Source organism: Streptomyces albidicamelliae (assembly GCF_025642175.1).
In the GTDB taxonomy this organism is placed as follows: Bacteria; Actinomycetota; Actinomycetes; order Streptomycetales; family Streptomycetaceae; genus Streptomyces; species Streptomyces albidocamelliae.
This window is the reverse complement of sequence record NZ_CP106795.1, coordinates 4,606,847-4,625,159: the sequence shown is the minus strand read 5'-3', so window position 1 is coordinate 4,625,159 and position 18,313 is coordinate 4,606,847. Positions and strand designations below refer to the sequence as shown.

Genomic DNA, 18,313 nt, shown 5'->3' with positions numbered 1-18,313 from the left:
CCTCATGCTGCACCCCGCCACCGACAACGCCCGGGCCCGCCCTTGACCTCAAGTGCGCTCGAGGTCGGAGGGTGGCCGGTGGAAACGCAGCCACCTCACCGGGGGGTCCCATGCACGCCGTCCGTCTCCACGCCTTCGGCCCGGCCGAGAACCTGATCCACGAAGAGGTCGCGGACCCCGTCCCCGGCCCCGGGCAGGTGCGCGTCGCGGTCGCCGCGGCCGGGGTGCACCTGCTGGACGCGGCCCTGCGGGAGGGCCACCCGGGTCCGCTGCCCGCGCCGCCGGTCCTGCCGACCGTGCCCGGCCGCGAGATCGCGGGCACCGTGGACGCCCTCGGCGACGGCACCGACGCCGGCTGGCTGGGCCGGCGGGTGGTGGCCCACCTGGGCACCGTCCCCGGGGGCTACGCCGAGCTCGCCGTCACCGCGGCCGACCGCCTCCACGAGATCCCGGAGGGCCTGGACCCCGCCGCCGCCGTGGCCATGATCGGCACCGGGCGCACGGCCCTGGGGATCACGGGGTTCGCGGAACCGGGACCGGACGACGTGGTGGTCGTACCGGCCGCGGCGGGCGGCATCGGCACGCTGCTGGTGCAGTACGCCAAGAACGCCGGGGCGACGGTCGTCGGGCTCGCGGGCGGAGCGGACAAGACCGCCCGCGTCCACGCGAACGGCGCCGACCTCGCCGTGGACTACACCGCCCCCGGCTGGCCCGCCGAGGTCCGCGCCCGCCTCGCCGGACGGCCGGCCACCCTCGTCTACGACGGCGTCGGCGGCACGGTCGCCGAAGAGGCGGTCGCCCTGCTCGGCCCCGGCGGCCGGCACCTCCTCTTCGGCTGGTCCGCGGAAGGCGTCGGTACCGGCCGGGGCCATGTCGTCGACGGCCTGACCGAGAGCGTCCTCGGCCCCCGCATGCTCCGGCGGGCGGGCGGCCTGCGCGCGCTCGAACGGCGCGCCCTCGACGAGGCCGCCCGCGGCCGGCTCCGCCCGGCCGTCACCCGCTTCCCGCTCGCCGAGGCCGCCGCCGCGCACCGGGCGCTGGAGAACCGCCGTACGACGGGAAAGGTGGTGCTGGAGCCATGAGGCACCGGCCCCCGCCCGGCACCCCCGCGCACCACGTCCTCCACCCGGATGCGACACGCCCCGATCCGTGGTCTTCTGGCCGGATGAGTACCGGCCGAACGGGTGAGACCGGAGACCCCTCCGCGACCACGGCGAGCGGCACCGATCCGCACCGGTGGTGGGGCCTCGTGGTCATCGCCCTCGCCCAGCTGATGGTGGTCCTCGACGCGACGATCGTGAACATCGCGCTCCCCTCCGCCCAGCACGCCCTGCACATGTCCGACGGCAACCGGCAGTGGGTCATCACCGCCTACACCCTGGCCTTCGGCGGCCTGCTCCTCCTCGGCGGCCGCATCGCCGACCTCGCCGGACGCAAACGCACCTTCGTCGTCGGGCTCATCGGCTTCGCCGCCGCCTCCGCACTCGGCGGCGCCGCCACCGGCTCCGGCATGCTCTTCGGCGCCCGCGCCCTCCAGGGCGCCTTCGCCGCCGTCCTCGCCCCCTCCGCGCTCAGCCTGCTGACCACGACCTTCACCGACCCCCGCGAACGCGGCAAGGCCTTCGGCATCTACGGCGCCCTCGCCGGCAGCGGCTCCGCGATCGGCTTCATCGTCGGCGGCCTGCTCACCGAATACCTCAACTGGCGCTGGTGCCTCTACGTCAACGTGCCCATCGCCGTCGCCGCCGTCCTCGGCGCCTCCGCCCTGCTCCACGACCGCCCCGGCCACACCGGCGCCCGCCTCGACATACCCGGCGCGGTCCTCGGCTGCGGCGGCCTCGTCGCCATCGTCTACGGCTTCAGCGAGGCCGAACCGCGCGGCTGGACCGACCCGCTCGTCCTCACCCTGTTCGCGTCCGGCGCCGTCCTGCTGACCGCGTTCACCTGGTGGCAGAGCCGGGCCCCCCATCCCCTCCTGCCGCTGCACATCGTCCGCGACCGCAACCGCGCCGGCTGCTTCCTGACGATGATGCTCGCCGTCATCGGGATGTTCGGGCTGTTCCTGTTCATGACCTACTACCTGCAGGTCATCCTCGGCTACTCCCCCGTCAAGGCCGGCCTGGCGTTCCTGCCGCTCACCGCCGCCATCATCACCGGGTCCACCCAGATCTCCGCACGCCTGCTCGGTCACGTGGCCCCGCGCGTGCTGATGGTCCCCGGCCAGCTCCTCGCCGCCTCCGGCCTGCTGCTGCTGACCCGGATGACCGTCCACTCGTCCTACGCCGGCGAGATCCTGCCCGCGCTCGTCCTGCTCGGCCTCGGCATGGGCCTGACCTTCATGCCGGTCTTCGCCACGGCCACCGCCGGCGTCGCCCCGCGCGACGCCGGAGTCACCTCCGCGACCGTCAACACCTCCCAGCAGGTCGGCGGCTCCATCGGCACCGCCCTGCTGAACACCGTCGCCACCACCAGCAGCGCCGCCTACCTCACCGCCCATCTGCACGACCCTGCCCGCAGGGCCGCCGTGGTCCCCGAGGGCGTGGTGCACGGCTACACCGTCGCCATCTGGTGGGCGGCCGGCGTGATGCTCCTCGCCGGACTGGTCGCCGGCCTGATGGTCACCGCCAGGGCCCCCGGGCACGGCGCGCCGGCCGAGGCGCCCCTCCCCGAATCGGTGACCTGAGAATCGGTGCCTGACCCGCCGTCCGCCCCGGAACGCCTTCCCGGGGGGCGCCGTCAGCCGCGGCCCGCCACCCGGTCCGCGAACCTCGCGAGCCGGGACGACTCCACCGCCGGACGCAGCCGCTCCCGCCGGTCGGCGGTGCGGTAGGTGGCGTACATGCCGTGCACCCCGAGCCAGCGGAACGGCTCCGGCTCCCACCGGCGCACCTTGTGGTTCACCCACGGCAGCTCCGTCAGCTCCGTGCGGCCGCCCTGCCCGGAGTCCTGCTGCACCAGGTCGCGCAGGGTGCGGGCCGCCAGGTTCGCGGTGGCGACGCCCGAACCGACGTAGCCGCCCGCCCAGCCCAGACCCGTCGAGCGGTCCAGGGTCACCGTGGCGCACCAGTCCCGCGGCACCCCCAGCACCCCCGACCAGGCGTGCTCGACCCGCGCCCCCACCAGCGACGGGAAGAAGCGGGTCAGGATCTCCCGCAGCGCCTCGACCGTCGCCGCCTGCGTACGCCCGTCGTTGTCCGTCCGCGAACCGAAGCGGTACGGCACCCCGCGCCCACCGAGCGCGATCCGCCCGTCGGCCGTGCGCTGGGCGTACATGTAGGCGTGCGCCATGTCCCCCAGCGTCTCCCGCCCGTCCCAGCCGATCGCCGCCCACTGCTCCTCGGTCAGGGGCTCGGTCGCGATCATCGACGAGTTCATCGGCAGCCACGTCCGCCGCTGTCCCTTCAGCGACGCGGTGAAGCCCTCCGTGCAGCGCAGCACGTACGCGGCCCGCACCGTGCCGTACGGGGTGACGGCGTGCCGGGGGCGGATCTCGGTCACCGGCGTCGACTCGTGGATCGTCACCCCGAGCCCCTCCACGACGGACGCGAGCCCCTTCACCAGCTTCACCGGATGCAGCCGCGCACCGTGCGGCGTCCACGACGAGCCGACCGCGTCCGCCACCCTGATCCGCGCCGCCGTCTCCCGCGCGCCGAACAGCTCCCGGTCCTTCTCGCCGTACGACAGCTCGTGCTCGTGGAACTCCCTCAGCCGCGCCAGCTGGGCCGGCGTCGTGGCCACCTCGAGCACACCGCCCCGGTGCACGTCCGCCTCGACGCCCTCCGCGGCGGCGACCGCGATCACCTCGCCGACGGTGTCGTTCATCGCCCTCTGCAGCCGCACGGCCGCGTCCCGGCCGTGCAGGCGCGCGTACCGGTCACGGCCGGCGATGCCGTTGTACAGCCAGCCGCCGTTACGGCCCGAGGCGCCGTACCCGCAGAACTTCTGCTCCAGCACCGTGATCCGCAGGAAGGGGGCCGCCTTCTTCAGGTAGTACGCGGTCCACAGACCCGTGTATCCGCCGCCCACGACGACCACGTCCGCCGACGCGTCCCCGGACAGCGGCTCCCGCACCGCCGGAAGACCGTCGTCCGCGTACCAGAAGGAGACCCCGCCGTTGACGACACCGCTTGCCGAGCTGCTCATGCCCGGGACGCTAACCCGTCGGACCGACCGGTGTCTCCTTCGGATTCCGTGCTTTTCCGCCGCCCCCGGACCAGCGGAAAGCAGCCCAGCCCGATCAGCACCGCGACGAAATGACCGAAGTCCGTGAAACTCGGCTCCGCGGCCAGCGGCAGCCCGAAGAACACCAGGACCGCCGCCAGGTACGCGTACCGCCAGGGCGCGGGAATCCGGTACGTGAGCACCGCGATCACCCCCGCCAGCGCGTAACTCACCCCGATGTCCAGGGTGTTGACCGCCGAGCGCGGAGCCACGCCGTCCCGGATCGCCATCAGCAGCACCCCCTCGCTGATCAGCGTCGCGAGCACGTGCGACAGCGCGCACACCGCCAGCCACCGGGGCGTGCCCAGCCAGCGCTCGGCCGGCGCGTGGAACACCGAGTACAGCACCGCGTACGGGATCCAGTGCCCGCTGTCGATCCACATCGCGCTCGCCACCAGCACCCGCACCGGGGTGCGCGACAGTTCGTGGATGTTGGTCGAGCGCTGCCGCAGGAAGTGCTCCTCGAACTCCGGCGACATGTGGTGCAGCGCGACCGTCGTGAGGAACAGGATCCCCAGCCACACGTACGTGCCGGGAGCACCGCGGACGTAGGCCCACACCCTGCTCATACGCCGGTGAATTCGCATGAGCCGATTCACGCACGCCGGTGTCGCCCGGCTCGTCATTGACATCCCCGGCACCCCGCCCGAGCGCACCGGCCACAAAAAAGCCCAGGTGAGAAGGCATCCCACCTGGACCACTCGAGCCCCCTGTCGGATTCGAACCGACGACCTTCGCTTTACAAGAGCGGCGCTCTGACCAGCTGAGCTAAGGAGGCCTGCACGGGCCTGAGCGGCCGTGCCTGTGCAGTCTACCCACGTCCCGCTGCGGCCCCGTCGGAAAATCTCGGTGAACTTCACAGGGGTGCGGGTGCTGACAGACCTGGTGGGCGGCAGGTACCGTCCTGACCCAGTTCACGCGTGTGGACTACACCAACCACCTTCCTACAACGGATCGTCCGGCACGTTCCTGCCGGTAGAAGGGGGCCCATTCACCATGGCCACTGTCACGTTCGACAAGGCGACCCGGATCTACCCGGGTTCCACCAAGCCCGCCGTCGACGGTCTCGACATCGCGATCGAGGACGGCGAGTTCCTCGTCCTGGTCGGCCCGTCGGGCTGCGGCAAGTCCACCTCGCTCCGGATGCTCGCGGGGCTCGAGGACGTCAACGGCGGAGCCATCCGCATCGGTGACCGCGACGTCACGCACCTGCCGCCCAAGGACCGGGACATCGCCATGGTGTTCCAGAACTACGCGCTCTACCCGCACATGTCGGTCGCGGACAACATGGGCTTCGCGCTGAAGATCGCCGGTGTCAACAAGGCGGAGATCCGGCAGAAGGTCGAGGAGGCCGCGAAGATCCTCGACCTCACCGAGTACCTGGACCGCAAGCCGAAGGCGCTCTCCGGCGGTCAGCGCCAGCGTGTCGCGATGGGCCGCGCGATCGTCCGCGAGCCGCAGGTCTTCCTCATGGACGAGCCGCTGTCCAACCTGGACGCCAAGCTCCGTGTCTCCACCCGCACGCAGATCGCGTCGCTCCAGCGCCGGCTCGGCATCACCACCGTCTACGTCACCCACGACCAGGTCGAGGCCATGACGATGGGCGACCGCGTGGCGGTCCTCAAGGACGGTCTGCTCCAGCAGGTCGACTCGCCGCGCAACATGTACGACAGGCCCGCGAACCTGTTCGTCGCCGGCTTCATCGGCTCCCCGGCCATGAACCTGGTCGAGGTCCCGATCACCGACGGCGGCGTGAAGTTCGGCAACAGCGTGGTCCCGGTGAACCGCGAGGCGCTGACGGCCGCCGCCGACAAGGGCGACCGCACGGTCACCGTCGGCGTCCGCCCCGAGCACTTCGACGTGGTCGAGCTGGGCGGCGGGGTCGCGGCCACCCTCTCCAAGGACGCCGCGGACGCCCCGGCGGGTCTCGCGGTCTCCGTGAACGTCGTCGAGGAGCTGGGCGCCGACGGCTACGTCTACGGCACCGCCGAGGTCGGCGGCGAGGTCAAGGACCTCGTCGTCCGCGTCAACGGCCGTCAGGTGCCGGAGAAGGGCTCCACGCTGCACGTCGTGCCGCGGCCGGGCGAGATCCACGTGTTCTCCACGTCCACGGGCGAGCGACTCTCCGACTGACCTTCCGGGCGGCGCGTCGGCGCCGGCACCGGCCGAAGGGGCCCCGCGGATCACCGCGGGGCCCCTTCGCGGTCGCGACATACCCCGGCGCAGCGATCATTTCGGACGGGCCGCGTCAACCCCTTACCCGGAAAGAAGCGCCTTCTCATCCCCCGAAGGGGTGACTAAATGTCGCCAAATCATTACCCCGCGCTACCCTCACACGCGTGAAGCACTCCACCACCCCTCAGACGCGACGCGGCCACCGGGGCGGCCCTGCCCGCCGGATCGGCCGCACTCTCGCCCTCGTCCTGCCCGTCGTCATGGTGCTCTCCGGAACCCTCGCGGTCACCCGGGTCAACTGGTCGGGGAGCCCCTCCAGCTCGGTGCTGGCCGCCTCGGACGTCTCCGCGGCGGCGCCCGTCAAGGCCGTCTCCCACGCCCCCCAGGACGTGCTCCGCGACCGGCTGATGTCCGAACTCCAGGACAAGAACCCGGGGGTGGTCCTCACCCACCTCCAGCAGGCGGTCAACGGACACCCCTCCCTCGCCCGGCACTGCTCCTCCATCGCCCGCGCGCTGGGCCAGGCCGCGGTGCGCATCTACGGCGCCTCGCGCGCCCAGTCGTACGCCCGCCCGGTGTGCGACACGGCCTTCGCCTCGGGTGTGCTGACCGCGCACAGCTGAGCCCCGGCTCCCCGGGGAGCGGGTCACCACCGGCGTACGGCGGTGGGGCGCCACGTACAGTGCGGTCATGACCCATCCGAACGCCGCGTCGCGCCCCACTCAAGCCGTGGTCCTGGCCGGTGGCCAGGGCTCCCGGCTGCGTCCGTACACCGACGACCGGCCCAAGCCGATGGTCGAGATCCCCGGTACGGGGACTCCGATCATCGGCCATCAGCTGTCCTGGCTCGCCGAGGAAGGCGTGACGGACGTGGTGGTCTCCTGCGGCCACCTCGCCGAGGTCCTGCAGAAGTGGCTGGACTCGGCCGACCTGCCGGTCTCCGTCACCACCGTCGTGGAGAGCGAGCCCCTCGGCCGCGGCGGCGGCCTCAAGTACGCCGCCGCACACCTCCCCCACCCGGACCGGCCCTGGTACGCCACCAACGGCGACATCTGGACCCGCTTCTCCCTGCGGGACATGGCCGACTTCCACACCGAGCGGGACGCCGTCGCCACCCTGGCGCTGGCTCGTCCGCGCCTGCCCTGGGGCGCGGTGAAGACCGACGGCTTCGGGCACATCACCGACTTCATCGAGGCACCGCCGTCGACGTTCGAGATCAACGCCGGCGTCTACGTGTTCTCCCCCGAGTTCGCCTCCCTGCTCCCGGAGCGGGGCGATCACGAGCGGACGACGTTCCCCCGGCTGGCCCGGGAGCAGCGGCTGGCCGGGTTCCCCCTTCCCCAGGGTGCCTACTGGCGGGCCATCGACACGGCGAAGGATCTGACGGAGGCGGCCAAGGAGCTGGCGGCGCTGGGACGCTGAGAGCGGTCGAGCCGAGAGCGATCGCGCCGGGAGCGGTCGCAGAGGGCCCCGTACCTGTCCGGTACGGGGCCCTTCGCGGTGTTCCGGTGCTGTCAGCCCAGCAGGCCGCCCACCAGGCCCGGCTGGCCCGTGGAGGAGCTGCCGCCGGAGGTGCCGGTACCGCCGGTCGAGGAGGTACCGCCGGAGGTGCTGGTGCCGCCGGTGCTGGTCGGGCCGGCCGTGGTGCTCGGGACGCCGCCCGTGGGGGAGGTCGGGCGCGGCGGGGTCTGGCCCGTGGTGCCCTGGGTCTGGCTCGGGGCGGCCGTCGTACCGCCCGCGGTCCGGGTGGCGCCCGGGGTCGTCGCCGCGCCCGAGGGGCTGGCACCGGCCGTCGCGCCGCCGGTGGGCGAGCTGGACGCGGACGGCGCCTTGCTGTGCCCCTTGCCGGGTTCCTCCGGGAGCGTGGCGCCGGGCAGGTTGTTGCGCGGGGCCTCGCCGGGGCCGGGGACGACGACCCGGCTGGAGTCCCGGACCGCGCCGCCGAGCAGGGAGCCGAGGAGCAGGGTGAGTCCGACGGTGACGGCAGTGATCAGCGCGCCGCGCCGCAGGACGAAGCGGCGCAGGTCCCAGATGTCGGCGCGGGGCCCGAGGCGTCGCCAGGCGCTGCCCGCCAGGCGGCCGTCCACGGAGTAGACGGGGGCGCCGGCGATGATCAGCGGCGACCAGGCGGCGAGGTAGATGATGTCGGGGGCGTCGTACGCGGGGACCGTCTTCCAGCTGACGGTGACGATCAGGGCGGCGGAGAGCAGGACGCCGAGCACCGCGGCCACGCGCTGCCAGCAGCCGAGGATGGTGAGGACGCCGACCACGACCTGCAGGAAGGCGATCACCAGCCCGGAGCCGACCGGGTGGTGCAGGGCGAACTGGCGCAGCGGCTCGGCGACGTCCCAGGGGTGCAGGGTGTTGAGCCAGGTGACCATGGAGCCGCGCTTGCCGCCGTCGAAGTAGACGGGGTCGCACAGCTTGCCCATGCCGGCGTAGATGGAGATGAAGCCGAGGAAGATGCGCAGCGGGAGCAGGACGACGCCGAGGTTGAGGCGGCGGCCGGGGTAGTAGGCGTGCCGGGCCGGGTCGTCCCCGTGGCGCCTGGTGGTGGCCGGGGCGTCGGTGTCGGTGTCGGTGTCGGAGTGGCCGGTACCGTCGTCGTACCCCTCGTAGCCCTCGTACCCGTCGTAGCCGCCGTGGTCGCCGTAACCCTCGTAGCCGTCGTAGGGCCCGAAGTCGTCGGCCGCGTGGGGAGGTTGGTCGTAGGCGCCGCCGACGGTGCGCATGTGCGGCAGGAGGCGGGTGCCGTCGGCGTCGGGGGCCGTGCGCTGATGGCCGACGACGGGGGTCTCGACGGTCTGGTCGAGGGTGTCGTAGGCGTCGGCGTAGCCGGTTCCGAGGCGCGGGATGACCTGGGTGGCGCCGGCTTCCGGTTCCTCGGCGTGGCGGACGCTGCTGCCTCGCACGGCCTGGAGGAGCCGGTGGGCGCCGGTGTCGTCGGGGGCGGACTTGCCGCTCCACACGACGGGACGGCGGCGGCCGGCGGCTGCGCCCGGCCGGGCCGCCGCGCCCATGGCGGGCATCCGGGCGGAGTCCTGGGTGGCGCTCAGCTGCCGGGCGATCCGCGGGGATTGGCTGCGCCTCGCCGATGCGCCCAGCTGCACGCGGAAGCTGGCGTGATTGACGATGACCTGCGCCGGATCGCTCGGCACCTTCACCATGCTCAGCGCGGGAGCGTCGTCGAATCCCGACGAGCGGTCCCCCGTGGGTGTGCGGGGTGTTCTGGTGTCCACACTCATCTAACCGAGTGACGTGGAGATAGGACACTGCTTTGACCGCCCGGATGTGTCCGGACCCCGTCAAAGCCGTCCCGAACACCACAGGGACACCGTAATTACCCCGCACAGGTGAACTTCCGGACGGGTGTTCAGCTCCGCCTGCGCGCCGCCTCGTACAGCACGATGCCCGCGGCCACACCGGCGTTGAGCGACTCGGCGCCGCCCGGCATCGCGATGCGCACCCGGTGGTCACAGGTCTCGCCGACCAGCCGGGACAGGCCCTTGCCCTCGCTGCCGACGACGATGACGACGGGACCGTCCAGGGCCTGGAGGTCGCCGAGTTCGACCTCGCCGTCCGCGGCCAGGCCGACCACGGTGATGCCGGCCTTCTTGTACGCCTCCAGGGCGCGGGTCAGGTTGGTGGCGCGGGCGACCGGCGTACGGGCGGCCGTACCCGCGGAGGTCTTCCAGGCTCCGGCGGTCATGCCGGCCGAGCGGCGCTCGGGCACGACGACGCCGTGGCCGCCGAAGGCGGAGACGGACCGGACGACGGCGCCGAGGTTGCGCGGGTCGGTCACGCCGTCGAGGGCGACGACGAGCGGGTCGGCGCCCTCGTCGTAGGCGGCCGCCACGAGGTCCTCGGGGTGCGCGTACTCGTACGGCGGGACCTGCAGGACCAGGCCCTGGTGGTTCAGGTTGTTCGTCATGCGGTCCAGCTCGGGGCGCGGGGCCTCCATGAGGTTGATGCCGCCGCGCTCGGCGGCGAGCTGGAGGGCCTCGCGGACACGCTCGTCGTTGTCGATGAACTGCTGGACGTAGAGCGTCGACGCGGGCACGCCCTCGCGCAGCGCCTCGACCACCGGGTTGCGGCCGACGACCAGCTCGGAGGCGGACCTGCCGCCCCGGCCGCGCACCACGGGGCGGCGCGTGGTCTGCTTCGCCTTGGCGTTGGCGATGCGGTTCTTCTTGTGTCCCTTGCGCATCTCGGCGGGCGGGGTGGGGCCCTTGCCCTCCAGGCCCTTGCGCCGCTGGCCGCCACTGCCGACCTGCGCGCCCTTCTTGCCGGACATGCGACGGTTGTTCGCGGCCATGATCTACCTGTCTCTGTGGTGCGTGCGGATGTCTACGTCTATGCAGTGTGCCGCCCGGAGGTCCGGGCGGCACAATCGATCACCGGATCGACGACGGTCTCAGCGCGGCCCGAGGGTCCAGCGCGGGCCCTGCGGGCCGTCCTCGATGACCACTCCGGACTGGTTGAGCTGGTCGCGGATGGCGTCGGCGGTGGCCCAGTCCTTGCGGGCGCGGGCGGACTCGCGCTGGTCGAGGACGAGGCGTACGAGGCTGTCGACCACGCCGTGCAGGTCCTCGCCCCGGTCGGCCTCGCCGGCCCAGTGCGGGTCGAGCGGGTCGAGTCCGAGGACGCCGAGCATGGCCCGCACCTCGGCGAGCCGGGCCACGGCGGCGTCCTTGTCGTCCGCGGCCAGCGCGCTGTTACCCTGCCGGACGGTGGTGTGCACGACGGCGAGCGCCTGCGGGACGCCCAGGTCGTCGTCCATCGCCTCCGCGAAGGCGGGCGGGACCTCGGCGGCGGGCTCGACGACGCCGCCGGCCTTCTCCATCACACGCTGCACGAAGCCCTCGATGCGCGCGAACGCCGACTCGGCCTCGCGCAGCGACTCCTCGCTGTACTCGATCATCGAGCGGTAGTGCGGGGTGCCGAGGTAGTAGCGCAGCACGATGGGACGCCACTGCTTGACCATCTCGCTGACGAGCACGCTGTTGCCGAGCGACTTGGACATCTTGTCGCCGGCCATGGTGACCCACGCGTTGTGCACCCAGTACCGGGCGAACTCGTCGCCGTAGGCCTTGGCCTGGGCGATCTCGTTCTCGTGGTGCGGGAAGATCAGGTCGAGGCCGCCGCCGTGGATGTCGAAGGCGCTGCCCAGGTACTTGTGCGCCATCGCCGAGCACTCCAGGTGCCAGCCGGGGCGGCCGGGACCCCACGGGGTCGGCCAGGTCGGCTCACCGGGCTTGGCGGACTTCCACATGGCGAAGTCGCGCGGGTCGCGCTTGCCGGTCTCGCCCTCGCCGGAGGGCTGGAGCAGGTTGTCCAGCTCCTGCCGGGACAGCTCCAGGTACTGCGGGAAGGAGCGCACGTCGAAGTAGACGTTGCCGTCCGCCGCGTAGGCGTGGCCGCGCTCGATGAGGCCCTGCATCATCTCGGTCATCTCGGTGATGTGGCCGGTCGCGCGGGGCTCGTAGGTGGGCGGGAGGCAGCCGAGGGCGGAGTAGCCGTCGTTGAAGGCGCGTTCGTTCTCGTAGCCGATCGACCACCAGGGCCGGTTCTGCTCCTGGGCCTTCTTGATGATCTTGTCGTCGATGTCGGTGACGTTGCGGACGAACGTCACGTCGTAGCCGCGGTGGGCGAACCAGCGGCGCATGATGTCGAAGTTGAGGCCCGAGCGGATGTGCCCGATGTGAGGTGCCGCCTGCACGGTGGCACCACAGAGGTAGATCGAGACACAACCCGGCTTGATCGGGGTGAAGTCACGGATCTGCCGGGCGTTGGTGTCGTACAGGCGAATGGTCACCACTCCAGGGTAGTGGGCGCGGGGCCGTGCCATGTGCCCACTACCGCGGAATGCCGCGCCTCACATCATGCCGACGACCTTGCGCGGGGTGATGCGGACGACCACGCGCTCGGCGTCGTCGGCCGACGCCGGATTGAAGTCCGCGTACTTCTGGCCCGTGTACTTCTGGCTCAGCTCGTCGATGAGCGCCTGGCCGCCCTCGGTCGTCATCTCGGCCGTGCCCCGGATCTCGGCGTACTCGTAGGGCTGCTCGGGGTTCATGACGACGACCGTCACCCGGGGGTCGCGGTCGAGGTTCTTCTTCTTGCGGCGGTCGGCCGTGGTGGAGAACAGGAGGGCGTCACCGTCGCGCTTGACCCAGACCGGGGACATCTGCGGGCTGCCGTCGGGCTGGATGGTGCCGACGACGATGAACACCTTTTCGTCGAGCAGGGACTTGAGCCGGTCGGAGAGGGCGGCGGACATGGGTACCTCCGGTAAGCCTCGGGTCATCGGTGACTCGTCGGTGACTCTCCGGGTACCCTCGCACGCTCCCGGCTCACCCGCACCACAGACACCGGGCCGGCCGCCCCTCCCGACGCCGTCAGCCGGTGCGGACCACCAGTGCGGTCGCCACCGCCATCAGGCCCTCGTCGCGGCCGGGGAAGCCGAGGCCGTCCGTGGTGGCGCCGGACACCGACACCGGGGCGCCCGCCGCCTCGGAAAGGATCTTCTGGGCCTCGTCGCGCCGCTTGCCGATCTTCGGGCGGGGTCCGACGACCTGGACGGCGACGTTGCCGATGGTGTAGCCCGCCGCGCGGACGATCCGGGCCGCCTCGGTGAGCAGGGTGGTCCCCGGCGCGCCGGACCACTCGGGGCGGCCGGTGCCGAAGTGCTGTCCCAGGTCGCCGAGCCCGGCGGCGGAGAAGAGGGCGTTGCAGGCGGCGTGGGCGACGACGTCCGCGTCGGAGTGGCCGGCCAGCCCCGGTCCCTCGCCCTCCCACTTCAGGCCCGCGCACCACAGCTCGCGGCCCTCCTCGAAGGCGTGGATGTCGGTGCCGATGCCGACCTGCGGCAGGAGCGGCCGGTCAGAAGCCATCGTTGAGCCTCCTGCGGGCGAGGACCGCCTCGGCGAGGACCAGGTCGAGCGGGCGGGTGACCTTGAAGGCCTCCTCGTGGCCGGGGACGGCCACGACCGTCAGCCCGAGCTGCTCCACCATGCTCGCGTCGTCGGTGACGTCCTCGGTGACGGTCTCGTGGGCGCGCAGCAGCGTCGCCCGGTCGAAGCCCTGGGGCGTCTGCACCGCGCGCAGCCGGGCCCGCTCGGGGGTCGCGACCACGGGTTCCGGGTCGCCGGCCGTGGCCGCGGGCGCGACCTCCTTGACGGTGTCGGCGAGCGGCAGCGCGGGGACCACGGCGGGAGCGCCGGCGCGGACGGCCTCGACGACCGCGTCGACGGTGTCGACGGGGACGAGCGGGCGGGCCGCGTCGTGGACGAGGACGACGCCGTACTCGGGCGGCAGGGCGTCCAGGCCCAGCCGGACCGACTCCTGGCGGGACTCCCCGCCGGGGACGACCAGGAAGTCCGTCCGCTCGGGCAGGGCGTGCGCGTCGAGCAGGGACTTGACCTCGGCGGCGCCGTCCGGCGGGGCGACGACGATCACCAGGGAGACGTGGCGGGACGCGGCGAGCGCGCGGACCGCGTGGATGAGCATGGGCGTGCCGTTGAGGGCACGCAGCGCCTTGGGGGCGCCCGGGCCGAGGCGTACGCCCCGCCCCGCGGCGGGAATCACGGCGGCGACGGCGGTCTGCGCGGGCGAAGGGCGCGATTCGTCAGACATCGGTTCCTGTCAGGTTTGTGTGCTCGACCCAGGTGGGTATGGCCTGGAGGAGTGCCGGGCGCCAGGCCTTGACCGGACCCTTTCCGTGACTCTGGTCGAGCCGTCCGCCCGGGCCCGGCACGTCAAGTATCGGGGGACTTCCCCCGAGGTGTACGGCGGCTCGGTGCACGGATGTGCGGCGTGCCCGGCCGGACCCGGCGAGAAGGCCGTGCGCCGGGTACGAACATGCCGCAGCGCCCGGCGACATTTCCGTGTCATCGGGCACCGCGGCATTTCACTGTGCTGAGCGTGCTGCCGGCGACGGGTCGCCGACGCCGCGCGTCAGGAGGCGAGCACCTCGTCGAGCAGGGCCTCGGCCTTGTCCTCGTTGGTGTTCTCCGCGAGGGCCAGCTCGCTCACCAGGATCTGGCGGGCCTTGGCGAGCATGCGCTTCTCACCGGCGGAGAGTCCGCGCTCGCGCTCGCGACGCCACAGGTCACGCACGACTTCCGCGACCTTGATGACATCGCCGGAGGCGAGCTTCTCCAGGTTTGCCTTGTAGCGACGGGACCAGTTCGTGGGCTCCTCGGCGTACGGCGCGCGCAGCACCTCGAAGACCCGGTCCAGCCCGTCCTGACCGACCACATCACGCACGCCGACGAACTCCGCATTGTCCGCTGGCACACGTACCGTCAGGTCACCCTGGGCGACCTTCAGCACCAAGTAGGTCTTGTCCACGCCTTTGATCTGGCGAGTTTCGATAGCCTCGATCAGCGCGGCCCCGTGATGGGGATAGACCACGGTGTCGCCAACCTTGAACGTCATGTGACAGGTACCCCTTCCGTGGCTATCCAGGGTAACACGGATACGGCGTCTTCTGAATGGCGTTTTCGCAGGTCAGGGCATATCTCGGGGCTTGACAACAACAACCGGAACGTGCTGCGAGGGGCTTGCGGAAGCGGGTATTCGCAGGTCGGAGGGGCTCTCCGGGCGGGGTGAAACGCGTACGTTACACACGTCGGGAGCCGGCCCCAAGTGGCTGAACATCCCGTTTTGTCCGGTTCCACACGTGCGACTTCCGCTACTCCGTTCGGTGACGGGAGGTGGATGTGAGACGAATCCAGAATTGATCAACGGCTGCCGGCCGGGTGGCGCGTGATCGATATCGGGGCGGTCGCGCATTCCTTCACCGGCGGTTTTTGCGCGCCGGATCGGAAGCCGACTCGCGGGGCCTTTGTGAGAGATCGCCGTCGCGTTATGTGAATGAAGGACGAGCGGCCCGCAATGTGACTGGAGAGTCACTTGAGGCCCGTGGGGTACCCCCACCCGGAGGGAAGCCCCGTGCTTGGGGGAGGGTCGGGTGCCGTCGCCCCGGAACGGCTCGGTAACCTAAGGCCCGCTGACAGACACTTAGGGTGGCTTTATCAGGAAGCCGCCCGCGCGTTCAAGGAGTTGCCGCCGCCGTGAGCAGCAGCCTTCGACGCGGCGCCCTCGCCGCCTCCGCCATCGTCTTCTCGATCGCCTCGCTCGCCGCCTGCGGTGCCGGCAACGACGCCCAGACCCTGGAGATCAAGCCGGACAACGCGGCGACCAGCGTCGGCGACATCAAGATCCAGAACGCCACGATCATCACGCAGCCCGATCTGAAGTCGACGGGTCCGGCCGTGATCTCGGCGACCGTGTTCAACTCGGGCACCACCAGCCAGACCCTCGAGTCGATCGCGATCCCCGGCTCCGGCGAGACCGTGAAGCTCACCCCGGCCAAGGGGCAGAGCCTGACCGTCCCGGCCGGCGGCTCGCTGGTCCTCGGCGGCAAGGACAACGCCTCCGCGGTGATCCCCAGCGGCCGTGAGGCCGTGCAGGACGGCAACGCCCAGAAGGTGACCTTCACCCTCAGCAAGACCGGCGAGGTCGGCCTGGAGGCCTTCGTGGTCCCGGCCACCAGCTACTTCGACAAGTGGGGCCCGAGCGAGATCCCGTCCGCCTCGGCGACCGCCGGCGCCCCGGGCGCGACCGCGTCCGGCAGCGCCAAGCCCGGCAAGGGCGGCAAGACGACCCCGTCGTCCTCCGCCACCGGCACCGCCGTGACCCCGAGCGACTCGGCGTCCCAGTCGTCCGCCGGCAACTGAGCGGCCGTACCCGTACGACGGAGGCGGCACCCCGACCGGGGTGCCGCCCTCCGTCGTACGACCGTGCGCGCGGGCTCGGGAGCGCCGGCGCCCGCCCGCGGCCTACGGCTCGAACTTGTAGCCCAGGCCGCGGACCGTGACCAGGTAGCGCGGGGCGCCCGGGTCCGGCTCGATCTTGGCCCGCAGACGCTTGACGTGGACGTCGAGGGTCTTGGTGTCGCCCACGTAGTCGGCGCCCCAGACCCGGTCGATGAGCTGCATGCGGGTGAGGACGCGGCCCGCGTTGCGCAGCAGCATCTCCAGCAGGTCGAACTCCTTGAGGGGCAGGTCGACCTTGGAGCCGGCGACCGTCACCACGTGCCGGTCGACGTCCATGCGGACCGGGCCGGCCTCCAGGGCGGCCGGGGTGACCTCCTCCGGCTCGCCCCGGCGGCGCAGCACCGCGCGGATGCGGGCGACCAGCTCGCGGGAGGAGAAGGGCTTGGTGACGTAGTCGTCGGCTCCTATTTCGAGACCGACCACCTTGTCGATCTCGCTGTCCTTCGCGGTCACCATGATCACGGGGACGTTGGAGCGGCCGCGCAGCTGACGGCACACCTCGGTGCCGGGCAGCCCCGGCAGCATCAGGTCGAGGAGGACGAGGTCGGCGCCGTTGCGCTCGAACTCGTCGAGTCCGTCGGGGCCCGTGGCCGCGACGGCGACCTCGAAGCCCTCCTTGCGGAGCATGTACGACAGGGCGTCGGAGAAGGACTCCTCGTCCTCGACGACGAGCACTCGGGTCACGGAAGGACCTCCGGGGCGGGAAGCGGTTCGTACGGGGATGACTCGGTGGTGCCGGCCTCGTCGTCGAGGTCCGGATGCTGCTGGGCACGGTCGCGGGCGGCACCCGCCTCCGGCAGCTTGAGGGTGAAGGTGGAACCCTGGCCCTCGGCGCTCCAGACCGTGACCTCCCCGCCGTGCGAGGCGACCACGTGCTTGACGATCGCGAGACCCAGACCGGTGCCGCCGGTGGCGCGGGAGCGGGCCGGGTCCACGCGGTAGAAGCGCTCGAAGACGCGCTCCTTGTCCTTCTCGGAGATGCCGATGCCCTGGTCGGTGACCGCGAGCTCGATCATGTCGCCGCCGCGAGCGGTGACCCGGCGGGCCGCTATGCCGACCCGGGTGCGGGCCGGGGAGTAGTTCACGGCGTTCTCGACCAGATTGCCGAGGGCCGCGGCCAGCTGGCCCCGGTTCCCCCAGACATGCAGGTCGGCCGTGCCCCCGGCGGCCATGGTGATCTGCTTGGTGCCCGCCTGGTGGCGGCAGCGGTCCATGGCCTCGGCGACCAGTTCGTCCACGCGGACGGGTTCGGCGTCCTCCAGGGGGTCGTCGTTCTGGACCCGCGACAGATCGATGAGCTCCTGGACCAGGTTGGTCAGCCGGGTCGCCTCGATCTGCATCCGGCCCGCGAAGCGCTGCACGGCCTCGGGGTCGTCGGAGGCGTCCATGACGGCCTCGGAGAGCAGGGAGAGCGCGCCGACCGGGGTCTTGAGCTCGTGGCTGACGTTCGCGACGAAGTCGCGTCGTACCGCCTCGATGCGGCGGGCCTCCGTCAGGTCCTCGACCAGCAGCAGGACCAGGCGGGAGCCGAGCGGGGCCACGCGGGCGGAGACGGCGAGGGCATCGCCGCGTCCGGTGCCCCGGCGGGGCAGGTCCAGCTCGACCTGGCGTATCTCACCGTCCCGCCTGGTGTCCCGGGCCATCTGGAGCATGGGCTCCACGGCGAGCTTGCCGCCGCGGACCAGCCCGAGGGCGTAGGCGGCGGAGCTGGCTTTGACTACGGCGTCGGCCTCGTCGAGGACGACGGCAGAGGAGCGGAGCACGGACAGTACGGTGTCCACGCCGGGCGGGAGTACGGGATCGGTGTGCAAGGAAGTCCTGGTGGGTCGCTTCTGGTCGCGTTCGCTCCAGCGGAACGCCAGCACGGCGATGACACCGGTGAGCACCCCGGCGATCGCTGCCGCTGCGGCGACCGCCGCGTTCACGTCCATGCCTCAAGGTTAGGCATGCCGTACGACCTGGCCACAGCCATGGGAGTGCGACCTCGAACACTCGTCGCCCAGAGTTCACCTTGGAGCCAGTACCGGTTCATTTGCGGTGGCAGAAACGGACGCGTCCGGGGCAGAACGTGGGAG

General features: G+C 71.9%; 16 protein-coding genes, 1 tRNA gene and 1 pseudogene. 6 read left to right on the top strand and 12 right to left on the bottom strand.

Annotation, left to right across the window (positions count from 1 at the left end):
* Positions 1 to 110: 110 nt before the first annotated feature.
* Positions 111 to 1,082: a zinc-binding dehydrogenase gene (locus N8I86_RS21305; RefSeq protein ID WP_263278457.1), complete on the top strand. Its 972-nt coding sequence runs from the start codon at positions 111 to 113 to the stop codon at positions 1,080 to 1,082.
* Between the two features lie 83 nt (positions 1,083 to 1,165).
* Positions 1,166 to 2,683 (top strand): MFS transporter, encoded by a 1,518-nt coding sequence (locus N8I86_RS21300; protein WP_263278456.1) that lies wholly within the window; start codon positions 1,166 to 1,168, stop codon positions 2,681 to 2,683.
* A 53-nt stretch (positions 2,684 to 2,736) separates the two neighbouring features.
* Here the strand turns inward: N8I86_RS21300 and N8I86_RS21295 are convergent, their stop codons facing one another.
* From N8I86_RS21295 to N8I86_RS21285, 3 genes and pseudogenes are all read right to left on the bottom strand, one after another.
* Positions 2,737 to 4,143: an NAD(P)/FAD-dependent oxidoreductase gene (locus N8I86_RS21295; RefSeq protein ID WP_123437178.1), complete on the bottom strand. Its 1,407-nt coding sequence runs from the start codon at positions 4,141 to 4,143 to the stop codon at positions 2,737 to 2,739.
* Positions 4,144 to 4,153: 10 nt separating this feature from the next.
* Positions 4,154 to 4,808: pseudogene (locus N8I86_RS21290) on the bottom strand (rhomboid-like protein).
* A gap of 117 nt (positions 4,809 to 4,925) precedes the next feature.
* Positions 4,926 to 4,999: transfer RNA gene (locus N8I86_RS21285), tRNA-Thr, on the bottom strand.
* Positions 5,000 to 5,217: 218 nt separating this feature from the next.
* On the opposite strand from N8I86_RS21285, the gene msiK reads away from it, so the two are divergent.
* The 3 genes from msiK (at position 5,218) to N8I86_RS21270 (ending at position 7,818) form a co-directional block, all read left to right on the top strand.
* Complete coding sequence (gene msiK / locus N8I86_RS21280; RefSeq protein WP_263278454.1) at positions 5,218 to 6,354, top strand: diacetylchitobiose ABC transporter ATP-binding protein MsiK; 1,137 nt, start codon at positions 5,218 to 5,220, stop codon at positions 6,352 to 6,354.
* A 206-nt stretch (positions 6,355 to 6,560) separates the two neighbouring features.
* Positions 6,561 to 7,019, top strand: coding sequence for a hypothetical protein (locus tag N8I86_RS21275; RefSeq protein ID WP_073887952.1), 459 nt, complete (start codon positions 6,561 to 6,563; stop codon positions 7,017 to 7,019).
* Positions 7,020 to 7,086: 67 nt separating this feature from the next.
* Positions 7,087 to 7,818 (top strand): nucleotidyltransferase family protein, encoded by a 732-nt coding sequence (locus N8I86_RS21270; protein WP_073887951.1) that lies wholly within the window; start codon positions 7,087 to 7,089, stop codon positions 7,816 to 7,818.
* A 92-nt stretch (positions 7,819 to 7,910) separates the two neighbouring features.
* On the opposite strand, the gene N8I86_RS21265 is transcribed toward N8I86_RS21270, so the two are convergent.
* The 7 genes from N8I86_RS21265 to N8I86_RS21235 all read right to left on the bottom strand — a co-directional run bounded on the left by N8I86_RS21265 (position 7,911) and on the right by N8I86_RS21235 (position 14,835).
* Complete coding sequence (locus tag N8I86_RS21265) at positions 7,911 to 9,641, bottom strand: DoxX family protein (RefSeq protein ID WP_263278453.1); 1,731 nt, start codon at positions 9,639 to 9,641, stop codon at positions 7,911 to 7,913.
* A 128-nt stretch (positions 9,642 to 9,769) separates the two neighbouring features.
* Entirely contained in the window at positions 9,770 to 10,711 is a 942-nt protein-coding gene (gene rlmB, locus N8I86_RS21260; protein WP_073887947.1) for a 23S rRNA (guanosine(2251)-2'-O)-methyltransferase RlmB, read from the bottom strand.
* A gap of 99 nt (positions 10,712 to 10,810) precedes the next feature.
* Positions 10,811 to 12,211, bottom strand: coding sequence for a cysteine--tRNA ligase (gene cysS, locus N8I86_RS21255; RefSeq protein ID WP_263278452.1), 1,401 nt, complete (start codon positions 12,209 to 12,211; stop codon positions 10,811 to 10,813).
* Positions 12,212 to 12,271: 60 nt separating this feature from the next.
* A complete protein-coding gene (locus tag N8I86_RS21250) occupies positions 12,272 to 12,676 on the bottom strand; it encodes a PPOX class F420-dependent oxidoreductase (protein WP_073887944.1) in 405 nt (134 codons plus the stop codon).
* A 118-nt stretch (positions 12,677 to 12,794) separates the two neighbouring features.
* On the bottom strand, positions 12,795 to 13,289 hold the full coding sequence (ispF, locus tag N8I86_RS21245) for a 2-C-methyl-D-erythritol 2,4-cyclodiphosphate synthase (protein ID WP_263278451.1): 495 nt from the start codon (positions 13,287 to 13,289) through the stop codon (positions 12,795 to 12,797).
* Positions 13,279 to 14,031: a 2-C-methyl-D-erythritol 4-phosphate cytidylyltransferase gene (gene ispD / locus N8I86_RS21240; RefSeq protein WP_073887941.1), complete on the bottom strand. Its 753-nt coding sequence runs from the start codon at positions 14,029 to 14,031 to the stop codon at positions 13,279 to 13,281. The genes ispF and ispD overlap by 11 nt, the downstream gene beginning before the upstream one ends.
* A 321-nt stretch (positions 14,032 to 14,352) precedes the next feature.
* A complete protein-coding gene (locus N8I86_RS21235; protein ID WP_003953493.1) occupies positions 14,353 to 14,835 on the bottom strand; it encodes a CarD family transcriptional regulator in 483 nt (160 codons plus the stop codon).
* Positions 14,836 to 15,473: 638 nt separating this feature from the next.
* Here N8I86_RS21235 and N8I86_RS21230 point away from each other — a divergent pair.
* Positions 15,474 to 16,139, top strand: a complete 666-nt coding sequence (locus N8I86_RS21230; RefSeq protein ID WP_263278450.1) for a copper chaperone PCu(A)C — start codon at positions 15,474 to 15,476, stop codon at positions 16,137 to 16,139.
* A 102-nt stretch (positions 16,140 to 16,241) separates the two neighbouring features.
* Here N8I86_RS21230 and N8I86_RS21225 read toward each other — a convergent pair whose 3' ends face one another.
* Both N8I86_RS21225 and N8I86_RS21220 read right to left on the bottom strand, forming a co-directional pair.
* On the bottom strand, positions 16,242 to 16,922 hold the full coding sequence (locus N8I86_RS21225) for a two-component system response regulator PhoP (protein WP_030342036.1): 681 nt from the start codon (positions 16,920 to 16,922) through the stop codon (positions 16,242 to 16,244).
* Positions 16,919 to 18,169, bottom strand: a complete 1,251-nt coding sequence (locus N8I86_RS21220) for a two-component system sensor histidine kinase PhoR (RefSeq protein WP_073887935.1) — start codon at positions 18,167 to 18,169, stop codon at positions 16,919 to 16,921. Before N8I86_RS21220 ends, N8I86_RS21225 begins: the two co-directional genes overlap by 4 nt.
* Positions 18,170 to 18,313 lie beyond the last annotated feature (144 nt).

What these genes read in the sequence shown, in the direction of transcription:
- N8I86_RS21300 (WP_263278456.1), top strand. Translation starts at nt 1,166, where the DNA reads ATGAGTACCGGCCGAACGGGTGAGACCGGAGACCCCTCCGCGACCACG.
- N8I86_RS21270 (WP_073887951.1), top strand. Translation starts at nt 7,087, where the DNA reads ATGACCCATCCGAACGCCGCGTCGCGCCCCACTCAAGCCGTGGTCCTG.
- N8I86_RS21305 (WP_263278457.1), top strand. Translation starts at nt 111, where the DNA reads ATGCACGCCGTCCGTCTCCACGCCTTCGGCCCGGCCGAGAACCTGATC.
- N8I86_RS21235 (WP_003953493.1), bottom strand. Translation starts at nt 14,835, where the DNA reads ATGACGTTCAAGGTTGGCGACACCGTGGTCTATCCCCATCACGGGGCC.
- ispF (WP_263278451.1), bottom strand. Translation starts at nt 13,289, where the DNA reads ATGGCTTCTGACCGGCCGCTCCTGCCGCAGGTCGGCATCGGCACCGAC.
- N8I86_RS21250 (WP_073887944.1), bottom strand. Translation starts at nt 12,676, where the DNA reads ATGTCCGCCGCCCTCTCCGACCGGCTCAAGTCCCTGCTCGACGAAAAG.
- ispD (WP_073887941.1), bottom strand. Translation starts at nt 14,031, where the DNA reads ATGTCTGACGAATCGCGCCCTTCGCCCGCGCAGACCGCCGTCGCCGCC.
- N8I86_RS21265 (WP_263278453.1), bottom strand. Translation starts at nt 9,641, where the DNA reads ATGAGTGTGGACACCAGAACACCCCGCACACCCACGGGGGACCGCTCG.
- msiK (WP_263278454.1), top strand. Translation starts at nt 5,218, where the DNA reads ATGGCCACTGTCACGTTCGACAAGGCGACCCGGATCTACCCGGGTTCC.
- rlmB (WP_073887947.1), bottom strand. Translation starts at nt 10,711, where the DNA reads ATGGCCGCGAACAACCGTCGCATGTCCGGCAAGAAGGGCGCGCAGGTC.
- N8I86_RS21220 (WP_073887935.1), bottom strand. Translation starts at nt 18,169, where the DNA reads ATGGACGTGAACGCGGCGGTCGCCGCAGCGGCAGCGATCGCCGGGGTG.
- N8I86_RS21295 (WP_123437178.1), bottom strand. Translation starts at nt 4,143, where the DNA reads ATGAGCAGCTCGGCAAGCGGTGTCGTCAACGGCGGGGTCTCCTTCTGG.